Here is a 19,249-nt window from a genome sequence, read left to right on the forward strand (position 1 = left end):
ATCGCTTCAAGCGAGTAAGATCCCTCAGAGACGATGAGGTAGATAGGTCCGAGGTGGAAGCGTGGTGACGCGTGGAGCTGACGGATACTAATCGATCGAGGACTTAACTTAAATCAACGTGATAAAACGCGTCTTCGACTTTGGTTGAATCTTATCTAGTTTTGAAGGTATTAGATCTTCAATTAATCTGATATATTGATTTGTCCGGTGGTTATGGCAGAGAGGTCACACCTGTTCCCATGCCGAACACAGTAGTTAAGCTCTCTAGCGCCGATGGTAGTTGGGGTTCTTCCCCTGTGAGAGTAGGACGCCGCCGGGCACCTTATAAAAGCTAAGAAGATTTGTCTTCTTAGCTTTTTTTGTATATGATTAACTAATATACTTGAATATAAATGATTAAGTGAACACATAAAATAAAAATATATACATTTCTAATATTGTACTTTAAAAGGAGGGGGAAGAGTTGTTTGATTTAGGCTCATTTTTAGGAGAAAACTTTGATGTTATGGTTTATCGAGTCATTCTTGCTACTATTTTATGTGGGTTAATTGGATTTGAACGCGAATTAAAAAAGCATTCAGCCGGATTTAGAACCCATATTTTAGTAGGGGTCGGTGCATGTGTTATGATGCTATTATCTATTTATGGCTTCCAGCCGTACATAACTGACCATTATACAATTCGATTTGACCCAGCTCGTATCCCTTCATATGTTATTAGTGGTATTGGATTTTTAGGTGCAGGTACGATATTGGTACACGGAGTGACAGTGAGAGGTTTAACAACAGCTGCTTCTATTTGGACTGTAGCTGGTTTAGGCCTTGTGATTGGTGCTGGAATGTATGCTTTAGCTATTTTAGCAACATTAGTGGTTTTGTTAAGTTTAATTTTCTTGAACTCGTTTGAAAAGTTATTTACAAGAAAAAAATATGATAACCGCGTGCATTTACTAGTAAAAGAAGACGTTTATTTAGGAGATGTTTTAAATATATTTGATGAATTTGATCTTTTAATAAAACGAATGGAAATAGAAAGTGAAAGTAGTCTACAAAGAAATATATATATTGAGTTAGAAAAAGATCAATCCTATAATAAAAATGACCTGTTAGACCGAATTAGTAAAATAGATCACGTGACATATATATATGAAAAAAATAATCTTTGATAAAAACCCCTTTTAACGCGAATGCGAAGGGGTTTTTAACTTTCTTAAAGGAGCATAACCTACAGGGCTCTATTAAAAGTAGTTAATAAGCAGGAAATATTATTAAATTTACATAATCAAGTTTAAATCAAAATGTTTGCAACACCCTACAAAGTGGGTATAATATAAATATAGTCAAAGATAGTCAAAGTCAAATTAATCTTATTGACTTAAGTTGATCTAAAGGAGGGAAAATGCGGTGAGAAACATTTCAGACGTGATAGAAGACTATTTAAAACAAATTATTCAATCAAGCAATAGTGATGTCGTAGAGTTAAAGCGTAGTGAAATTGCTGAGAGTTTTGAATGTGTCCCTTCTCAAATAAATTATGTCATTAATACCCGATTTACTTTAGAAAAAGGCTATCTTGTGGAAAGTAAAAGGGGTGGTGGTGGCTATATTAGAATAATTCGATTAAAGCCAAAATCAAACCAAGAATTAATTAAAGAAATGGATTTAGTAGCTAATCAACCTTTAACACAACAATCCGCTTTTGATTTAGTAGAACGATTAAAAGAAGAAGATTTAATCACTGAAAGGGAAAAACGTTTAATGCTAAAGGTGATGCACCGAGATATTTTAGATATTCCCTTGCCACATCGAGATCTAATTCGCTCTAAAATTTTTAAAGAGTTATTAACAACAATTAAAATGCATGGTTGATTGGAGGGTGAAAGATGCAATGTCAAAAGTGTCAGCAGCATGAAGCTTCTGTCCATTACACTCAAGTAGTTAATGGACAAAAGAAAGAAGTTCATTTATGCGAACAATGTGCCCATGAAGAAGGATATATGGATTTTACGAATGAGGGGTTGTCCCTTCATCATTTCTTAACAAACATGTTTCCATTTGATCAATCGATTAACCAACAGCATAAAGAAAAAGTACACCCTGCCGAAAGTTTAACATGCCAAGGTTGTGGATTGAGCTATTCACAATTTAGAAGGAAAGGTAAGTTTGGATGTAGTCAATGTTATGAAACGTTTGATTCTTATTTAAATCCGATTTTTAAACGTGTTCATAGTGGTAATACTGAGCACGTTGGTAAAATTCCAAAACGAATCGGTGGGGATATTCATAAACGTAAAGAGATTGATCAATTAAAGAAAAACTTACAACAAGTAATTGAAGATGAAAATTTTGAAGAAGCAGCGCAAATTCGTGATCGTATAAGAAATTTGAAACAAGATTTAGATGATGCACAACAAGGTGGTGATGCGTAGTGTCGTTGCAAGATTTTATAAATGAAGCAATCAGCCCTTGGATGAATGATGAGGGAAATGACTCTGATATCGTTTTAAGTACACGTATTCGACTAGCGCGTAACTTAGAGGAAGTGCCATTTCCAACAAGTCAAGATCAGAATTCACAACATAAAGTGTTACAACATGTCGAACAAGAATTTAATCAGCATTCTGTTCATGACTTTAAAAAGTTTCAACTTGTGAAGATGGCTGACTTAGAGCCAATTGAAAAGCGAGTGTTAGTTGAGAAACATTTAATTAGTCCTAATTTAGCGGACAATAAAGAAACTGGTGGTGTTCTGATTTCGGAAAATGAACAGGCATCGATCATGATTAATGAAGAGGATCATTTACGAATACAACTTTACTATTCAGGTTTTGAATTAACTGAAGCGCTACAACAAGCTCAAGAACTTGATGATTGGTTTGAAGAGAGAACGCGCTATGCTTTTGATGAGCATAAAGGGTATTTAACCAGTTGTCCAACAAATGTTGGAACAGGTTTAAGGGCGTCTATTATGATGCATTTGCCAGCTTTAACCATGACGAACCAAATGAACCAAATTGTCCCTGAAATTAACAAGATCGGATTAGTTGTTAGAGGGATTTATGGTGAAGGTACTGAAGCGTTAGGGCAGTTGTATCAAATTTCAAACCAAATGACTTTAGGTAAATCTGAAGATGACATTATTGAAGATCTACAAAGTGTAGTCAAACAAGTGATTGATAGTGAACGAAAAGCGCGTGAGTGGGTGATGCAACAATCGGGTATACAGTTAGAAGATCGTATTTTCCGTTCATATGGGGTATTAGCTCACAGTCGTATTATTGAATCAAAAGAAGCATCAAAATGTCTATCAGATGTACGGTTAGGTATTGATTTAGGCTTAATAAAACATGTTTCAAAAAATATATTAAATGAGTTAATGGTTTTAACACAGCCAGGGTTTTTACAACATTACGCTAAAAAATCACTGAAACCAAATGAGCGTGATTGGTTTAGAGCTAACTTAATTCGTGAAAGATTACAATTAGAGCAGTATAACAATTAAAAGGAGGTCATTCATATGATGTTTGGACGATTTACAGAACGAGCTCAAAAAGTTCTTGCCCTATCACAAGAAGAAGCTGTACGCCTAGGGCATAACAATATAGGAACAGAGCACATTTTACTTGGTTTAATTAAGGAAGGCGATGGGATTGCAGCCAAAGCATTAAAATCTTTAAATGTAACAGCTGAACAAATACAAGAGGAAGTTGAACAGTTAATCGGGACTTCTCAAAGTACTCAACAAACAATCCATTATACCCCACGTGCTAAGAAAGTTATTGAACTATCAATGGATGAAGCCCGTAAATTAAACCATTCATACGTAGGAACAGAACACATATTATTAGGGTTAATCCGTGAAGGTGAAGGGGTTGCAGCACGCGTGTTTAACAATTTAGGTGTAAGCCTGAATAAAGCGCGTCAACAAGTTCTTCAACTGCTTGGTAGTAATGAATCAACGTCAAATCAACGCCAACAAAAGCAATCTAACAATGCTAATACTCCAACACTAGATTCGTTAGCACGAGATTTAACGTCAGTTGCACGCGAGGGTGGTGTCGACCCAGTTATTGGTCGAGGTAAAGAAATTGAACGTGTTATTCAAGTCTTAAGCCGTCGTCGTAAAAATAACCCTGTACTAATTGGGGAGCCAGGTGTTGGTAAGACAGCTATTGCAGAAGGTTTAGCGCAACAAATCGTTAACAATGAAATTCCCGAAATCTTACGTGATAAGCGAGTGATGACGTTAGATATGGGAACAGTTGTAGCTGGAACAAAATATCGTGGTGAGTTTGAAGATCGTTTGAAAAAAGTTATGGAAGAAATTCGCCAAGCGCGTAATATTATTCTATTCATTGATGAACTACACACATTAATCGGTGCTGGCGGAGCAGAAGGTGCTATTGATGCTTCAAACATTTTAAAACCAGCCCTAGCTCGCGGTGATCTACAATGTATCGGTGCAACGACATTAGATGAGTATCGTAAATATATCGAAAAAGACGCAGCATTAGAACGCCGCTTCCAACCAATCCAAGTTGATGAGCCGACTCCTGAGGAATCTCAACAAATCCTTGAAGGTTTAAGGGATCGTTATGAAGCGCATCACCGTGTGACAATATCTAATGATGCAATTGAAAGTGCTGTGCGTTTGTCAGATCGTTATATTACTGATCGGTTCTTACCAGACAAAGCAATTGATTTAATTGATGAAGCAGCTTCACGCGTAAGACTAAGAAGTTATACAGCTCCACCAAACTTAAAAGACCTTGAGCAAAAGCTTGAAGAAGTGAAGAAAGAGAAAGATGCTGCTGTTCAAAGTCAAGAGTTTGAAAAGGCAGCATCACTTAGAGATAAAGAACAGAAATTAAAAGACGAATTATCTAAAACAAAAGATGAATGGAAAGAAAAGCAAGGTAAAGAAAGCTCTGAAGTCACTTTAGATGATATAGCCCATGTTGTTTCAACGTGGACTGGTGTACCAGTATCTAAGTTAGCTAAAGATGATAAAGAAAAATTACTAAACCTTGAAAAGACACTTCATGATCGAGTCATTGGTCAAGATGAAGCGGTTAAAGCCGTTTCTAAGGCAGTAAGGCGTGCAAGAGCTGGACTTAAAGACCCGAAGCGTCCAATTGGATCATTTATTTTCTTAGGACCAACAGGTGTTGGTAAAACAGAGCTTGCAAGAGCACTTGCTTCATCAATGTTTGAGGATGAAGATGCGATGATTCGTATTGATATGTCTGAATATATGGAGAAACACGCAACGTCTCGTTTAGTTGGTTCACCACCGGGGTATGTCGGTTATGATGAGGGTGGTCAATTAACAGAGAAAGTTCGAACAAAACCTTACTCTGTCATCTTATTAGATGAAATTGAAAAGGCGCACCCTGAAGTATTTAATATATTATTACAAGTGCTAGAAGATGGCCGCTTAACAGACTCTAAAGGTCGAGTAGTCGACTTCCGTAATACTGTGTTAATTATGACATCTAACGTTGGTGCTCATGAGTTAAAACGTCAAAAGTATGTCGGGTTTAGCGTTGATGATCATGAGCAAGATCATAAGCAAATGAAGTCTAAAGTCTTGGATGAATTAAAGAAAGCATTCCGTCCAGAGTTTTTAAACCGTATTGATGAAACAATTGTATTCCATTCGCTTGAAGAAAAACACATTCAAGAAATTGTAGAGCTTATGGTGAAACAATTACAAGATCGATTGAAAGATAGCGAGATTAACTTTACGTTATCTGAGGCAGCTATTAAGAAAATTACTGAAGAAGGAATGGACTTAGAATATGGTGCAAGACCACTTCGCCGCTCAATCCAAAAGAACGTAGAAGACTTCTTATCTGAAGAATTACTCAGTGGTACCATTCAAACAGGTCAAGAAGTAGAAATTGATGTTAATGATGATGGTGAATTGTATATTGCATCAACGAAACAACTAGAAACAGAACTAAGTGAAAAGTAGTCTAATAAACAGCCGGATTTCTATTGTTTTCCGGCTGTTTTTTCCATAATGATAGGAAAGGGAGTAAAACATGGCTAAAGCAAAAGTAATATTTTTCTGCCAAGAATGTGGTTATGAATCACCTAAGTGGATGGGTAAATGTCCTGCATGTCATCAATGGAATACATTAGTTGAAGAAAAAGTATCGAAGAAATCAGATCGTCATGATATTGGTACAAACCAGTCAAAGAAACGTAAAAAACCACAATCAATTAAACAAGTTTCATCGAAGGAAGAAACGCGTGTCACAACTAAAATGGAAGAGTTAAACCGTGTGCTAGGCGGGGGGATTGTGCCAGGGTCGTTAGTTTTAATCGGTGGTGACCCAGGTATTGGGAAGTCTACACTATTACTACAATTATCTTCTGAGGTAGCTAATTTGAACATGAATGTTTTATACATATCAGGTGAAGAATCAGAAAAACAAACTAAACTAAGGGCCGACCGACTCGATGTTAGTGAAAGTGATCTATATATTATGGCAGAAACGAATTTGGAATATGTCATTGATGCGATTGATGAAATGAATCCATCTTTTGTCGTAATTGATTCGATTCAAACGGTTTACCACGATGCTGTTACATCAGCACCAGGCTCTGTATCCCAAGTAAGAGAGTGTACGAGTGCTTTAATGAAAGTAGCCAAAACAAAAGGGATTCCAATATTTATTGTTGGACACGTGACAAAAGAAGGGGCAATTGCTGGGCCGAGATTATTAGAGCACATGGTAGATACAGTTTTGTATTTTGAAGGCGAGCGTCACCATACGTTTAGAATTTTAAGAAGTGTTAAGAACAGATTTGGTAGTACTCATGAAATGGGTATTTTTGAAATGAAAGAAGAAGGCTTAGTAGAAGTGAATAATCCTTCAGAAATCTTTTTAGAAGAACGATCACAAGGGGTAGCTGGTTCTACAGTTGTTGCTTCTTTGGAAGGAACTAGACCGATGTTAGTTGAAATTCAAGCATTAATCTCACCTACACAGTTTGGAAATTCAAGGAGAATGGCTACCGGGTTGGACCACAACCGTGTTCCGTTATTAATGGCTGTGTTAGAAAAACGTGCAGGCCTTCTCTTACAAAATCAAGATGCATATGTCAAGGTGGCAGGGGGAGTGAAACTGGATGAACCTGCTATAGACTTGGCTGTTGCTATTAGTGTTGCTTCTAGCTTCCGCGATCACGCGACAAGGCCAGATGATGTTTTTATTGGTGAGGTGGGATTGACTGGTGAAGTTAGAAGGGTTGCGCGTATTGAGCAACGAATTCAAGAAGCACATAAGTTAGGGTTTAAGCGAATTGTTTTACCACGAAAGAATTTAGGTAGTTTTACACCCCCTACTGGCGTTGAATTAGTAGGTGTTGATTCTGTTCAAGAAGCATTGAAAGTTGGTTTGGAATAATAGTATTACAAACAAAATATATTTGTAACTTTATTGACACATAATCTTAATTGGTGATATAATATTTGCTATTTTATTTTGACGGTGCCTCGATGAGCATGGTATAATTTACAATTATAGTTAAATTGACAACATACTTATGTTCATCGAATGATTTGGTGAAACTAGTATATAGGAGGTGCATGGATTTTGAAGAAGATTATACAGCTATTTATAATTGTAGCTGGTGGAACGCTAGGTTTTCTTTACTTTCCGAACTTAGCGGCTTTAGCAGGTTTTGAAGAGCCGAGTTGGCTTATTCCTTACTTTGGATTAGTGTTTGGTGCAATTATATTATTTTTATTAACGTTTTGGCTTGTTGATTATGTAGTAGATTTCCTTAAAATTATAGAAGAAAGACTTGTTAAAGCACCGGTTGGAGACCTTTTATTTGGAAGTTTAGGTTTAATTGTAGGGTTAGTGACAGCATTTTTAGTTAATATTTATTTACAAGGTTTTGGGATCGCGCTTGTTTCAGAGATTTTACCAATTTTTGTAACCTTAATATTAGGTTATTTAGGGTTTCAAGTTGGTTTTAAGCGTCGAAATGAATTTATTGGATTGTTATCTAAAACAAGAAACAAAGAAAAAGACCCGAACGAAAAAGCTGTTGATGGTGATGGTAGTATTCGTCCGAAAATTTTAGATACTAGTGTAATTATTGATGGTAGAATCGCAGACATTTGTGATACACACTTTTTAGAAGGGTCCATTATTATTCCGCACTTTGTATTAGAAGAATTGCAGCATATCGCAGATTCATCAGATGTTCTAAAACGTAATAGGGGGCGTCGTGGTCTCGATATTTTAAATCGACTGCAGAAAGAAGTACCAGTTGATGTGCAAATCTATGAAGGTGACTTTGAGGAAATTCATGAGGTTGACAGTAAATTAGTTAAATTAACGAAATTATTAGATGGTGTGTTAGTGACAAACGACTTTAACTTAAATAAAGTTTCTGAGTTTCAAAATGTTACGGTACTAAATATCAACGACTTAGCAAATGCGGTTAAGCCAGTTGTATTACCGGGTGAAGAGATGAATGTTCATGTTATTAAAGCCGGTAAAGAAGACAAACAAGGTGTTGCCTATTTAGATGATGGTACGATGATTGTTGTTGAAGATGGCAAAGGGTTTATTGGTGATGCATTAGATGTGATCGTGACGAGCGTATTACAAACTTCAGCTGGGCGAATGATCTTTGCGAAGCCTAAAGCAATGGAAAAAGCACAATAATTAGATGTAAGGGTTGGCTCCATTATTCGTGTAGATGCGAATAAATGGTTTAAGTCAACCCTTTTAATGTGTAAAAAGCACCTAAAAAGCTTGTTAGTTGGCAAGTTTTCTTTATGTTATTAGAGAAAATGGTGTAAAATAGTAAGAGGTAAGTTTTCAAGAGAATAGGAGAAAGTGTATGGAGAACTATCAAGTTATTGTCTTAGCGGCAGGACAAGGTAAGCGCATGGATATAGGCCATAACAAACAACTGATGATGGTAAACGATCGCCCATTAATTGCCCATACATTAGATGTGTTTGAACAGGACTCTTGGTGTTCAGCAATTTATTTAGTCGTACATCCAGAAGAACAACTAGTTATGCAGGGTGTCGTTAATGACCATCATTTTAACAAAGTGAAAAAGTTAATCATTGGTGGCAAAGAACGCCAACACAGTGTTAAAAAAGGTGTAGAAGGTCTGATTGAAAGTATTATAACGTTCGTTCATGATGGAGCAAGACCTTTTGTTAGCCATGAGGAACTCCATAAATTGTACAAAGCAACAGCTGATTATGGGGCGGCTTTTTTAGCAACGCCTGTGACAGATACGATTAAACAGGTAAATCAAGATGGAGTGAGAACGCTTGATCGTAGTCAATTGTATCAAGCACAGACCCCACAAGCTTTCAATTATGGTTTATTAAAAAAAGTACATAATTACGCTGAAAAAGAGAATGTATTAGCGACAGATGATGTTGCGTTGTTAGAGTTAATGGGTGAAAGTCCAGTCGTAGTTGAAGGAAGTTATAATAATTTCAAGTTGACGACACCTGAAGATATACAAAAAGCTGAAAATATGCTAAAAATAAATAGGCAAGTAAAAGATAGGGAGGACCTTTCATTGTTTCGGATAGGACAAGGGTTTGATGTGCATCAGTTAGTTGAGGGTAGACCGTGTATAATAGGTGGTGTCACGATTCCTTATGAGAAAGGTTTGTTAGGGCATTCAGATGCTGACGTTTTATTACATACGATTGCAGATGCAGCATTAGGTGCAATTGCAAAGGGTGATATTGGACGCCACTTTCCCGATGATGACCCGAAGCATGAAGGGTTAGATTCTAAAGAATTACTTCGAGATGTGTGGAATAAAGTAGAACAACAAGGGTATACATTAGGGAATGTGGATTGTACGATTATGGCACAGGCGCCTAAAATGGCACCATACATAGGAGAGATGCGACAAGTGATTGCTGAGCTTTTAAATACTGATGAAAGTCGAGTGAATGTAAAAGCGACCACAACAGAAAAGCTTGGTTTCACAGGGCGTAAAGAAGGAATCGCCGCACAGGCAGTCATTTTGTTACAACAAGACTAATAAATCTTGTACAATATAAAGATAGATGAATATAGAAAGGAGAACATATTCATGACTGAAAAAGTGAGAGTGCGTTATGCTCCAAGTCCAACAGGGCATTTGCATATAGGTAATGCAAGAACGGCTTTATTTAACTATTTATTTGCAAGAAGTACAGGTGGCGATTTTGTCATTCGTATTGAAGATACAGATCAAAAACGTAATGTCGAAGGTGGAGACATTGGTCAACTTAAATATTTAAAATGGCTAGGTATTGGTTGGGACGAAAGTGTAGATATAGAAGGTGAATTTGGCCCATATCGTCAAATGGATCGTTTGCATATTTATAAAAAATACGCTGATGAACTTTTAGAAAAAGGTTTAGCTTATAAATGTTATATGACAGAAGATGAGCTAGAAAAAGAACGTGAAGAACAGCGAGCACAAGGCAAAGTTCCAATGTATTCAGGTGCTCATCGTAATTTAACTCAAGAAGAGATTGAGGCGTTTGAACAAGAGGGGCGTAAACCGAGCCTTCGTATACGTGTTTTAGAGAATGAAACATATACTTTTAATGATATTGTAAAGAAAAACATTACATTTGAATCAAGCGACTTTGGTGATTGGGTTATTATGAAGAAAGATGGCACGCCAACATATAACTTTGCATGTGCGATTGATGACTATTTAATGAAGATCACACATGTATTGCGTGGTGAGGATCATATTTCAAATACACCAAAACAGATGATGGTTTACCGTGCATTTGGATGGGAAGTTCCTACTTTTGCGCATATGACTTTAATTGTGAATGAGGAGCGTAAGAAGTTAAGTAAGCGTGATGAAAGTATTATTCAGTTTATTGAACAATATGCTGATTTAGGCTATTTACCTGAAGCTTTATTTAACTTTATTACGTTATTAGGTTGGTCGCCTCAAGGTGAGGAAGAGCTGTTTACGAAAGATGAGCTTACAGAAATTTTCGATCCTGAGCGTTTGTCTACCTCACCAGCTGTCTTTGATCCGAATAAGTTAAAATGGATGAATAACCAATACATTAAAGAAAGCTCTCTTGAACGCGTGATTGACTTAACATTACCGCACTTAATTGAAGCAGGGAAAGTCGATGAGAGCATGGATGAGTCAACTCGTGAATGGGTTGAACAATTAATCGCTTTATACCACAATCAGTTAAATTATGGTGCTGAAATCGTAGAATTGACAGAGCTATTTTTCAGAAAAGAAATTAGCTATAACGATGAGTGTATGGAAGTGTTAAATCAAGAGCATGTACCGAGCATGCTTGAACATTTCAAATCAGAATTAGAGCAATTAGAAGAATTAACACCTGAGAATGTGAAAGCGGCGACTAAAGCCACACAAAAAGCAACAGGCAATAAAGGTAAAAAACTGTTTATGCCGATTCGTGTTGCGACAACAGCACAAACTCACGGCCCAGAATTACCTAATGCAATTAGTTTGTTAGGTAAAGAGACCGTTTTACACCGCTTAGAGCAACTAATTGGTCAATTAAATTATTCGTCTTAACAATGATGAGAACTTAATAATATCATATACAAAACGTAGATGAGGAGAAGTAAAACGCTTCAAGCTAAATACAGAGAAAGCTACATTAGCTGAGAGTAGCTTTTAGGTTGACGTTTGAAATGCACCTCTGAGTCTTCACTTGAAAATAAGGTAGGGTGAAGCGGCTAAGTACCGTTAAACACTTCTGAAGTTGAGAGGATACCTCTAAACAGAGTGGAACCGCGTGAAAAAGCGTCTCTGTCTATATTAATAGACAGAGACGCTTTTTTTGATCTTTAAGATATAGTGTTTAGCTTTAAATAATGGCACTTAATTGTTGTGTTGTGATGAACGAAGGTGTTATGACTTTAGGTCGACTAACATTTAGGTCTTTTCAGAATGAGGGAACCGCCTCCATCTTAATAGATTAATCAGCTTAGAAAATAATTGCTTAAAGGAGGGAGTTTGCATGATTAAATTCTTTAAACTTCTTCGTGAAGATGTTGACGTTGTATTTGACCAAGACCCGGCTGCTAGAAGCAGAACGGAGGTCATTTTAACTTATGCGGGTGTTCATGCTATTTGGTCACATCGATTCGCTCACGCTTTGCATAAGCGAAAAATGTACTTTATTGCCCGGGCTATTTCACAAATTAGTCGATTTTTCACAGGGGTCGAAATTCACCCAGGTGCTAAAATTGGCCGCCGTTTCTTTATCGACCATGGTATGGGGGTTGTAATTGGTGAGACGTGTGAGATTGGTGATTATGTAACGATCTATCAAGGTGTAACACTTGGGGGAACTGGTAAGGAATCAGGGAAGCGTCACCCAACACTTAAAGACAACGTTTTAGTAGCAACAGGTGCTAAGGTGTTAGGTTCGATTACGATTGATGAACATTCTAAAATTGGCGCAGGTTCTGTCGTATTAAAAGATGTTCCAAAGTATTCGACTGTTGTTGGGATACCAGGCAATATTGTTGTTAAGAATGGAGTTAAAGTAAAAAAGAACTTAGACCACCATAAGTTGCCAGACCCAGTATCTGAAAAATGTGACATGCTTGAACAAAAAATTGTTGAACTACAAAATGAAATAAAAGAGCTGAAAGGAGATGATCAATCGTGACCATTAAACTATATAATACGTTAACACGCACTAAAGAAACGTTTAAACCATTAGAAGACGGAAAGGTTAAAATGTATGTGTGCGGTCCGACAGTTTATAATTATATTCATGTCGGAAACGCACGCCCTGCCGTTGTATTTGATACTGTTCGTCGTTATTTTGAATATGTCGGATATGATGTTGAATACGTTTTAAACTTCACAGATGTTGATGACAAACTGATTAAAGCAGCTAATGAACTAGGTGAAGAAGTGCCAGAGATTGCAGAGCGCTTTATTAAAGCCTACAAAGAAGATGTAGGAGAACTAAACGTTCAAGAAGCTGTCCACCACCCAAGAGTTACAGAGACTATGGATGAAATTATTGAGTTTATTAAAGGTTTAATTGATAAAGGTTATGCCTATGAAGCAGATGGTGACGTTTATTTTAAAACACGAGCTTTTGATGATTACGGGAAATTATCACATCAGTCTGTTGATGAATTAAAATCTGGAGCAAGAATCCAAGTCGGTGATAAAAAAGAAGACCCGTTAGACTTCGCGCTTTGGAAGGATGCGAAAGATGACGAAATTGCGTGGAATAGTCCGTGGGGAGAAGGGCGTCCGGGTTGGCATATTGAATGCTCTGCTATGGCGAAAAAGTATTTAGGTGACACAATTGATATACATGCTGGTGGCCAAGATTTATCTTTCCCTCACCACGAAAATGAAATTGCGCAATCTGAATGCTTTAATGACCAAACTTTTGCGAATTATTGGTTACACAATGGATATATTCAAATTGATAACGAGAAAATGTCTAAATCATTAGGAAACTTTATTTTAGTTCATGACCTAGTACGTAATCATGACCCGAATGTTGTTCGATTCTTTATGTTAAGTGTTCATTACCGTAATCCAATTAACTTTAACGATGAACTACTTGCCAGTGCGAAAAATAGTTATGACCGTATTAAGACAGCATACGACAATTTAAGTCACCGCAGGCAAGCGAGCATGAATTTAGCAGGTGATACACAGGAATGGAAAGACAAGATTGACCAGCATTTAAACACATTTAAACAAGAGATGAATGATGACTTTAATACTGCCAATGCAATATCAGTACTATTTGAATTATCGAAAGATGCCAATTTATATATCGAAAAAGACCAAACGTCTACAGAAGTCATTGATTACTTTACCCAAGCATTTGATGAAATGACAGCAGTATTAGGTTTCTCATTATCGACAGATGAATTGTTAGATGAAGATATAGAAGCATTAATCGAAGAGCGAAAACAAGCACGTAAAGACCGTGATTTCACCCGTGCAGATGAAGTTCGAGATGAACTAAAAGACTTGGGCATCATTCTAGAAGATACTCCACAAGGAACGAGATGGAAAAGACAATGAGTAAAGAGATCAACCCTAGCTTAATGAAAAGTTTAACATTAGCTTATATGGGCGATGTAATCTATGAGAAGTACGTTAGAGAATATATTATTCAAAAAGGTGAAGTAAAACCTCAAGCATTACACACAATGGCTGTGTCCTTTGTTTCTGCAAAGGCGCAGTCGTATGTACTTCACCGCTTTCTTGATGATGGACTATTAACAGAACAAGAGGAAGCTATTGTTAGAAGAGGGAGAAATGCAAAATCCAACGTCCCTAAAAACACAGATCCTCAAACTTATCGTTACAGTACAGCTTTTGAAGCGCTAATCGGGTACTTATATTTAAATGAGGAGTTTGAACGGTTGGACTACCTTGTATTTCAGGCAATATTAGACTTAGAAGAAAGGAGATGATCAAGATGAATGAAGAATGGATTACGGGTAAAAACCCTGTGTTAGAAACGTTGAAATCAGGGCGGTCAGTCAATAAGGTTTTTATACTTGAGTCAATGAAGCCTCAAGTTCAAAAACAGGTATTTAATGCCGCAAAACAACAAGGGATTAATGTTCAAAAAGTCCCGAAGCAAAAGCTTGATTCAATTGGTGAAAACCACCAAGGTGTAGCAGCCTCAGTAGCAGCTTATGACTATTCTTCTTTAGATGATCTGTTTCAAATTGCAGAAGCCAGGCAGGAAGCACCTTTCTTTATTTTATTAGATGAGTTAGAAGACCCTCAAAACTTAGGTTCAATTATGCGGACAGCAGATGCTGTTGGCGCACATGGTATTATTATTCCGAAACGTCGATCAGTACAATTAACTCAAACCGTGGCAAAGGCTTCTACAGGGGCGATCGAATATATTCCGGTTGTTAGAATTACTAATATGAACCAGACGATTGAGGAGTTAAAAGAACGGGGAGTTTGGGTTGTTGGAACAGATGCTAAAGGTGAACAAGACTACAGACGCTCAGCTTATGACATGCCACTTGCTTTAGTGATTGGTAGCGAAGGGCGAGGGATTAGTCGTCTTGTTGCTAAAAACTGTGACTGGCTTGTTCATATGCCGATGAAAGGTGAAGTGACTTCTCTTAATGCTTCTGTTTCTGCTGGTATCCTGATGTATGAAATTTATCGTAAACGCTACCCAATTGAGGGATAATTATCATGATTGTATTGGTCGTTGATGGTTACAATATGATTGGGGATTGGCCGGAGTTACAGAGGCTGAGTGAAAAGGACTTCGAAGCGGCAAGAAACCGTCTTGTAGAAATGCTTGCAGAATACCAGGCATATGTCGGACATCGCGTGATCGTTGTATTTGATGCTTACACTGTAAGGGATGTAGAGCGTAATTATAATCATTTAAAAGTTGAAGTCATATTTACCAAAGAAAAAGAAACAGCAGATGAAAAAATTGAAAAGCTTGTCAAACAAATCATGAATGTCAAAACAAAAGTTTACGTTGCAACATCAGATTATGCAGAACAATGGACAATCTTCTCAAGAGGTGCTCTTAGAAAATCAGCGCGAGAGTTGTTAATTGAAATACAAGCCATTGACATTGACATCCAAAAAGACCTTAAAAAGCAAGTAGAATTACAACCGAAAGCTAAAATACCACTGAGTGAAGATGTGTTGAAAACCTTCGAAAAATGGCGAAGAGGGGATAAATAACGAGATTCAGTTGACTGAAAATTCGCAACTCCTGTATAATAACCTTATAATTACGCTATTAATGATATAAAACCTCATACATTAAGAGAGTAGAGGCAAACAGTAATAGACTAACAGATGTTTTTAGTAGGTCTGGTTCAATACGGGAGGAATCTGTGTGAGCATCAAACAAGAAGTGAAGAACCATCCTAATTATTCACAACTTGAGGATGAAGAAGTGGTGGATTTTGTCCAAAATGGTGAAGTACAAGCTTTAGAACACTTAATCAATAAGTATCGAAGCTTTGTAAGAGCAAAGGCGAGAACGTATTTTTTGATTGGCGCGGACCGTGAAGATATTGTACAAGAAGGGATGATTGGGCTTTATAAAGCAATTCGTGACTTCCAGAATGATAAACAGTCATCTTTTAAAATGTTTGCTGAGCTGTGTGTGACACGACAAATTATTACAGCAATAAAAACAGCCACAAGACAGAAGCACATCCCATTAAATTCATACGTCTCATTGGACAAGCCTGTTTATGAAGAAGATTCTGATCGTACATTAATCGATATTATTGCAGAAGATGAGATGTCTGACCCTGAGCAGCTCTTGATTAATCGGGAAAAGTACGGTGATATGGAAATCAAGATGAGAGAGTTGTTAAGTGATTTAGAACGAGAAGTATTACATTTATATTTAGATGGGCGTACATATCAAGAGATTTCTGTACTCCTTGATCGTCATGTTAAATCGATTGATAATGCATTACAACGTGTGAAACGAAAGTTAGAACGTTATTTATCCATTAGTGAAATATCGTTATGAGGCACCTTGAGTTAATTTGACATAATCATACTACCATGATAGATTATTAAAAGTGATAAAATAGGTGATAAAAAGAGGTATGATTTATGCGAAAAAAGGTCGCATTAGCGTGTACACAATGTAATCAACGCAACTATACAACAGAGAAACCAGCTCAAACCTCTGAACGAATAGAAATAAAAAAGTATTGTAAAAGGTGTTCCAAGCATACGCTCCACCGTGAAACGAAGTAGTGTCGGTATTGATGTTAGGGGGGAAAAACGTGTTTAGCTTCTTAAAAGATGTCAGCCGTGAAATGCGCAAGGTTAGTTGGCCGAAAAGTAATGAGTTAACTCGATATACGATTATCGTTATTTTAACGGTCGTATTTGTTTCAATCTACTTTACAGTCTTAGACTTAGGAATTACACAAATCTTGGAACGTATATAAGAGTATGACGATTGAAAAATGCGAGATTGTGATATAATGTTAAAAGAAAAACCCGCTTGGTCGGGTTTTTTATATTTGTTCTAAAACAGTTATATATACAGAAGGTGCTGTTAGAGTTGAGTGTTGTTTTGAAGGTGGATCAATTAAAATGTCATTGATCTCTTCAAATAACGAGGTGCAAAGTCAGCTATAAGCTTTAACATAGCCGTCTTAAAAATATATGGACAGTAAATAGGAGGGAAGGCGTAAAGCCAGGTTGATATGGAAAAGAATTGGTATGTGGTGCACACTTATTCAGGCTATGAGAACAAAGTAAAGTTAAACTTAGAGAAGCGAATTGAATCAATGGGAATGGAAGACAAAATCTTTCGTGTAATCGTCCCAGAAGAAGAAGAGACAGAAGTGAAGAACGGTAAAAAGAAAACAGCTATGAAGAAAGTTTTCCCTGGTTATGTTTTGACTGAAATGGCGATGACAGATGACTCTTGGTTTGTTGTTCGTAACACACCTGGTGTAACAGGTTTCGTTGGTTCAACAGGTTCAGGTTCAAAGCCAACACCATTGTTACCAGAAGAAGCGAGTCAAATCTTAAAGCGTATGGGCGTTCAAGAAGCAGCTCAAGAGATTGATTTTGAAGTCAAGGAAACTGTCCGTGTTACAGATGGTCCGTTTGGTAACTTTACTGGAACAATTGAAAACATCGACATGGATAAACAAAAAATTAAAGTTCATGTTAATATGTTTGGCCGTGAGACACCAGTTGAGCTTGATTTTACTCAAATAGAAAAATTATAGTCAACCACTTGCATATTTTGAGGAAAGATGCTAGAATTTTTATGTTTCGTATGGCTTGAAAAAAGCTATTGTAAAAATGAGTGGGAGGGGCATCTCATATGACCCCAGTTACCACATCACGGACTTTAAGGAGGTGTGTCTCGTGGCTAAAAAAGTAGTAGACGTTGTAAAACTGCAAATTCCTGCAGGTAAAGCTAACCCAGCTCCGCCAGTAGGTCCTGCACTAGGTCAAGCTGGTGTTAACATCATGGGATTTTGTAAGGAATTTAACGCACAAACACAGGATGAAGCTGGTATGATTATCCCGGTTGAAATTTCGGTTTATGAAGACCGTTCATTTACATTCGTAACCAAAACGCCACCGGCTGCAGTTCTTCTAAAGAAAGCGGCTGGTATTGAATCAGGTTCAGGTGAGCCAAACCGTAATAAGGTGGCTACTGTTAAGCGTGATCAAGTACGTGAAATCGCTGAAACAAAAATGCCTGACTTAAACGCTGCTGACGTTGATGCGGCTGTGCGCATGGTTGAAGGTACTGCACGCAGCATGGGTATTAATGTTGAAGACTAATACCACCGTCAGTTATTAGTTGTGAAAGTAGGTTGCGAAAGATTTTTCGCAACCTTTATTACGCGTAAAACATGTTCAGAGGTTTGTGTAAAAGCCAATACACAACCTGCTGTCTTCGCCTAAAGGCTCGTTCTGAAACGAGTTGACTTTAGTGGGAGGTTCAACCGTTAAAACCACATTGAGGAGGAAATTAAAATGGCTAAGAGAGGTAAAAAGTATCAAGAGGCTTTAAAGCTTGTTGATCGTACGCAAGCTTATGAAGTTAACGAAGCAATTGAGTTAGTGAAGAAAACGACAGCTGCTAATTTTGATGAAACTGTTGAAGCGGCTTTTCGCCTAGGTGTAGACCCTAAGAAAGCGGATCAACAAATTCGTGGAGCGATGGTTTTACCACATGGTACAGGTAAAACTCAGCGCGTTCTAGTAATCGCTAAAGGTGATAAAGCAAAAGAAGCAGAAGCTGCAGGTGCAGATTACGTTGGTGATCAAGAATACATTGATCAAATCAACAAAGGTTGGTTCGAGTTCGACGTAGTTGTAGCAACACCTGATATGATGGCTGAAGTTGGTAAGTTAGGCCGTGTTTTAGGACCTAAAGGCTTAATGCCAAACCCTAAAACAGGTACAGTAACTTTTGAAATCGAAAAAGCTGTTCAAGAAATCAAAGCAGGTAAAGTTGAATACCGTGTAGATAAAGCGGGTAACATTCATGTACCAATTGGAAAAGTTTCATTCGATAATCAAAAGCTAGTTGAAAACTTCGAAGCAATTACAGAAACGTTAGTAAAAGCTAAGCCGCAAACTTCTAAAGGCACTTATATGCGTAATGCTTCCGTTTCATCGACTATGGGTCCTGGTATTCGTGTTGATGTTACAAGCTACGTGAAAAAGTAATTGACTTTAGAGTGGTAATT

At 37.3% G+C, this 19,249-nt stretch carries 20 protein-coding genes, 2 rRNA genes, 1 pseudogene and 1 other annotated feature; all 23 genes and pseudogenes read left to right on the forward strand.

What is annotated here, in order from left to right; genetic code table 11:
• A 23S ribosomal RNA gene (locus tag ABDZ63_RS13825) occupies nucleotides 1–111 on the forward strand; the annotation flags it as partial.
• Nucleotides 112–203: 92 nt separating this feature from the next.
• Nucleotides 204–319 (forward strand): 5S ribosomal RNA (gene rrf / locus ABDZ63_RS13830).
• Nucleotides 320–505: 186 nt separating this feature from the next.
• Nucleotides 506–1,165: an MgtC/SapB family protein gene (locus ABDZ63_RS13835; RefSeq protein ID WP_425541994.1), complete on the forward strand. Its 660-nt coding sequence runs from the start codon at nucleotides 506–508 to the stop codon at nucleotides 1,163–1,165.
• A gap of 238 nt (nucleotides 1,166–1,403) precedes the next feature.
• Nucleotides 1,404–1,868, forward strand: a complete 465-nt coding sequence (locus ABDZ63_RS13840) for a CtsR family transcriptional regulator (RefSeq protein WP_343784453.1) — start codon at nucleotides 1,404–1,406, stop codon at nucleotides 1,866–1,868.
• A 14-nt stretch (nucleotides 1,869–1,882) separates the two neighbouring features.
• On the forward strand, nucleotides 1,883–2,428 hold the full coding sequence (gene mcsA, locus ABDZ63_RS13845) for a protein-arginine kinase activator protein McsA (RefSeq protein ID WP_343784455.1): 546 nt from the start codon (nucleotides 1,883–1,885) through the stop codon (nucleotides 2,426–2,428).
• Nucleotides 2,428–3,501 carry a protein-arginine kinase McsB gene (gene mcsB, locus ABDZ63_RS13850; RefSeq protein WP_343784457.1) on the forward strand — a complete coding sequence of 358 codons (1,074 nt, stop codon included), beginning with the start codon at nucleotides 2,428–2,430 and terminating at the stop codon, nucleotides 3,499–3,501. The genes mcsA and mcsB overlap by 1 nt, the downstream gene beginning before the upstream one ends.
• Nucleotides 3,502–3,516: 15 nt before the next feature.
• Complete coding sequence (clpC, locus tag ABDZ63_RS13855; protein ID WP_343784459.1) at nucleotides 3,517–5,976, forward strand: ATP-dependent protease ATP-binding subunit ClpC; 2,460 nt, start codon at nucleotides 3,517–3,519, stop codon at nucleotides 5,974–5,976.
• A 70-nt stretch (nucleotides 5,977–6,046) separates the two neighbouring features.
• Nucleotides 6,047–7,417, forward strand: a complete 1,371-nt coding sequence (gene radA / locus ABDZ63_RS13860) for a DNA repair protein RadA (RefSeq protein WP_343784461.1) — start codon at nucleotides 6,047–6,049, stop codon at nucleotides 7,415–7,417.
• A 186-nt stretch (nucleotides 7,418–7,603) separates the two neighbouring features.
• Complete coding sequence (locus ABDZ63_RS13865; protein WP_343784637.1) at nucleotides 7,604–8,692, forward strand: PIN/TRAM domain-containing protein; 1,089 nt, start codon at nucleotides 7,604–7,606, stop codon at nucleotides 8,690–8,692.
• A gap of 178 nt (nucleotides 8,693–8,870) precedes the next feature.
• A pseudogene (gene ispD, locus ABDZ63_RS13870) lies at nucleotides 8,871–9,527 on the forward strand (2-C-methyl-D-erythritol 4-phosphate cytidylyltransferase); the annotation flags it as partial.
• A gap of 48 nt (nucleotides 9,528–9,575) precedes the next feature.
• On the forward strand, nucleotides 9,576–10,052 hold the full coding sequence (ispF, locus tag ABDZ63_RS13875) for a 2-C-methyl-D-erythritol 2,4-cyclodiphosphate synthase (RefSeq protein WP_343784639.1): 477 nt from the start codon (nucleotides 9,576–9,578) through the stop codon (nucleotides 10,050–10,052).
• Between the two features lie 51 nt (nucleotides 10,053–10,103).
• The gene (gene gltX / locus ABDZ63_RS13880; RefSeq protein WP_343784463.1) at nucleotides 10,104–11,579 is read left to right on the forward strand and encodes a glutamate--tRNA ligase; all 1,476 of its coding nucleotides are present in this window, start codon (nucleotides 10,104–10,106) and stop codon (nucleotides 11,577–11,579) included.
• Between the two features lie 27 nt (nucleotides 11,580–11,606).
• Nucleotides 11,607–11,821, forward strand: a binding site (T-box leader).
• A 206-nt stretch (nucleotides 11,822–12,027) separates the two neighbouring features.
• A complete protein-coding gene (gene cysE, locus ABDZ63_RS13885; protein ID WP_343784465.1) occupies nucleotides 12,028–12,684 on the forward strand; it encodes a serine O-acetyltransferase in 657 nt (218 codons plus the stop codon).
• The gene (gene cysS / locus ABDZ63_RS13890) at nucleotides 12,681–14,078 is read left to right on the forward strand and encodes a cysteine--tRNA ligase (RefSeq protein WP_343784467.1); all 1,398 of its coding nucleotides are present in this window, start codon (nucleotides 12,681–12,683) and stop codon (nucleotides 14,076–14,078) included. Before cysE ends, cysS begins: the two co-directional genes overlap by 4 nt.
• Nucleotides 14,075–14,473 carry a Mini-ribonuclease 3 gene (locus ABDZ63_RS13895; RefSeq protein WP_343784469.1) on the forward strand — a complete coding sequence of 133 codons (399 nt, stop codon included), beginning with the start codon at nucleotides 14,075–14,077 and terminating at the stop codon, nucleotides 14,471–14,473. Before cysS ends, ABDZ63_RS13895 begins: the two co-directional genes overlap by 4 nt.
• 5 nt (nucleotides 14,474–14,478) lie before the next feature.
• Nucleotides 14,479–15,219: a 23S rRNA (guanosine(2251)-2'-O)-methyltransferase RlmB gene (gene rlmB / locus ABDZ63_RS13900; RefSeq protein WP_425541993.1), complete on the forward strand. Its 741-nt coding sequence runs from the start codon at nucleotides 14,479–14,481 to the stop codon at nucleotides 15,217–15,219.
• 5 nt (nucleotides 15,220–15,224) lie between these two features.
• Nucleotides 15,225–15,734, forward strand: a complete 510-nt coding sequence (locus tag ABDZ63_RS13905; protein ID WP_343784473.1) for an NYN domain-containing protein — start codon at nucleotides 15,225–15,227, stop codon at nucleotides 15,732–15,734.
• Between the two features lie 157 nt (nucleotides 15,735–15,891).
• Nucleotides 15,892–16,542 (forward strand): RNA polymerase sporulation sigma factor SigH, encoded by a 651-nt coding sequence (gene sigH, locus ABDZ63_RS13910; protein ID WP_343784476.1) that lies wholly within the window; start codon nucleotides 15,892–15,894, stop codon nucleotides 16,540–16,542.
• 86 nt (nucleotides 16,543–16,628) lie between these two features.
• Nucleotides 16,629–16,775, forward strand: coding sequence for a 50S ribosomal protein L33 (gene rpmG, locus ABDZ63_RS13915; protein WP_343784478.1), 147 nt, complete (start codon nucleotides 16,629–16,631; stop codon nucleotides 16,773–16,775).
• Between the two features lie 29 nt (nucleotides 16,776–16,804).
• Nucleotides 16,805–16,972, forward strand: a complete 168-nt coding sequence (gene secE, locus ABDZ63_RS13920; RefSeq protein WP_343784480.1) for a preprotein translocase subunit SecE — start codon at nucleotides 16,805–16,807, stop codon at nucleotides 16,970–16,972.
• Between the two features lie 261 nt (nucleotides 16,973–17,233).
• Nucleotides 17,234–17,767: a transcription termination/antitermination protein NusG gene (nusG, locus tag ABDZ63_RS13925; RefSeq protein WP_343784482.1), complete on the forward strand. Its 534-nt coding sequence runs from the start codon at nucleotides 17,234–17,236 to the stop codon at nucleotides 17,765–17,767.
• 142 nt (nucleotides 17,768–17,909) lie between these two features.
• Nucleotides 17,910–18,335, forward strand: coding sequence for a 50S ribosomal protein L11 (rplK, locus tag ABDZ63_RS13930; RefSeq protein WP_343784484.1), 426 nt, complete (start codon nucleotides 17,910–17,912; stop codon nucleotides 18,333–18,335).
• Between the two features lie 195 nt (nucleotides 18,336–18,530).
• Nucleotides 18,531–19,229, forward strand: a complete 699-nt coding sequence (gene rplA / locus ABDZ63_RS13935) for a 50S ribosomal protein L1 (protein WP_343784486.1) — start codon at nucleotides 18,531–18,533, stop codon at nucleotides 19,227–19,229.
• The last annotated feature ends 20 nt before the right edge of the window (nucleotides 19,230–19,249 follow it).

The sequence above is a fragment of the Alkalibacillus silvisoli genome (genome assembly GCF_039521975.1).
In the GTDB taxonomy this organism is placed as follows: Bacteria; Bacillota; Bacilli; order Bacillales; family Alkalibacillaceae; genus Alkalibacillus; species Alkalibacillus silvisoli.

Excerpts from the sequence above, each read along its gene's own strand:
- ABDZ63_RS13835 (WP_425541994.1), top strand. The coding sequence starts at position 506 with ATGGTTTATCGAGTCATTCTTGCTACTATTTTATGTGGGTTAATTGGA.
- mcsA (WP_343784455.1), top strand. The coding sequence starts at position 1,883 with ATGCAATGTCAAAAGTGTCAGCAGCATGAAGCTTCTGTCCATTACACT.
- clpC (WP_343784459.1), top strand. The coding sequence starts at position 3,517 with ATGATGTTTGGACGATTTACAGAACGAGCTCAAAAAGTTCTTGCCCTA.
- radA (WP_343784461.1), top strand. The coding sequence starts at position 6,047 with ATGGCTAAAGCAAAAGTAATATTTTTCTGCCAAGAATGTGGTTATGAA.
- gltX (WP_343784463.1), top strand. The coding sequence starts at position 10,104 with ATGACTGAAAAAGTGAGAGTGCGTTATGCTCCAAGTCCAACAGGGCAT.
- cysE (WP_343784465.1), top strand. The coding sequence starts at position 12,028 with ATGATTAAATTCTTTAAACTTCTTCGTGAAGATGTTGACGTTGTATTT.
- ABDZ63_RS13895 (WP_343784469.1), top strand. The coding sequence starts at position 14,075 with ATGAGTAAAGAGATCAACCCTAGCTTAATGAAAAGTTTAACATTAGCT.
- rlmB (WP_425541993.1), top strand. The coding sequence starts at position 14,479 with ATGAATGAAGAATGGATTACGGGTAAAAACCCTGTGTTAGAAACGTTG.
- ABDZ63_RS13905 (WP_343784473.1), top strand. The coding sequence starts at position 15,225 with ATGATTGTATTGGTCGTTGATGGTTACAATATGATTGGGGATTGGCCG.
- rpmG (WP_343784478.1), top strand. The coding sequence starts at position 16,629 with ATGCGAAAAAAGGTCGCATTAGCGTGTACACAATGTAATCAACGCAAC.
- nusG (WP_343784482.1), top strand. The coding sequence starts at position 17,234 with ATGGAAAAGAATTGGTATGTGGTGCACACTTATTCAGGCTATGAGAAC.
- rplA (WP_343784486.1), top strand. The coding sequence starts at position 18,531 with ATGGCTAAGAGAGGTAAAAAGTATCAAGAGGCTTTAAAGCTTGTTGAT.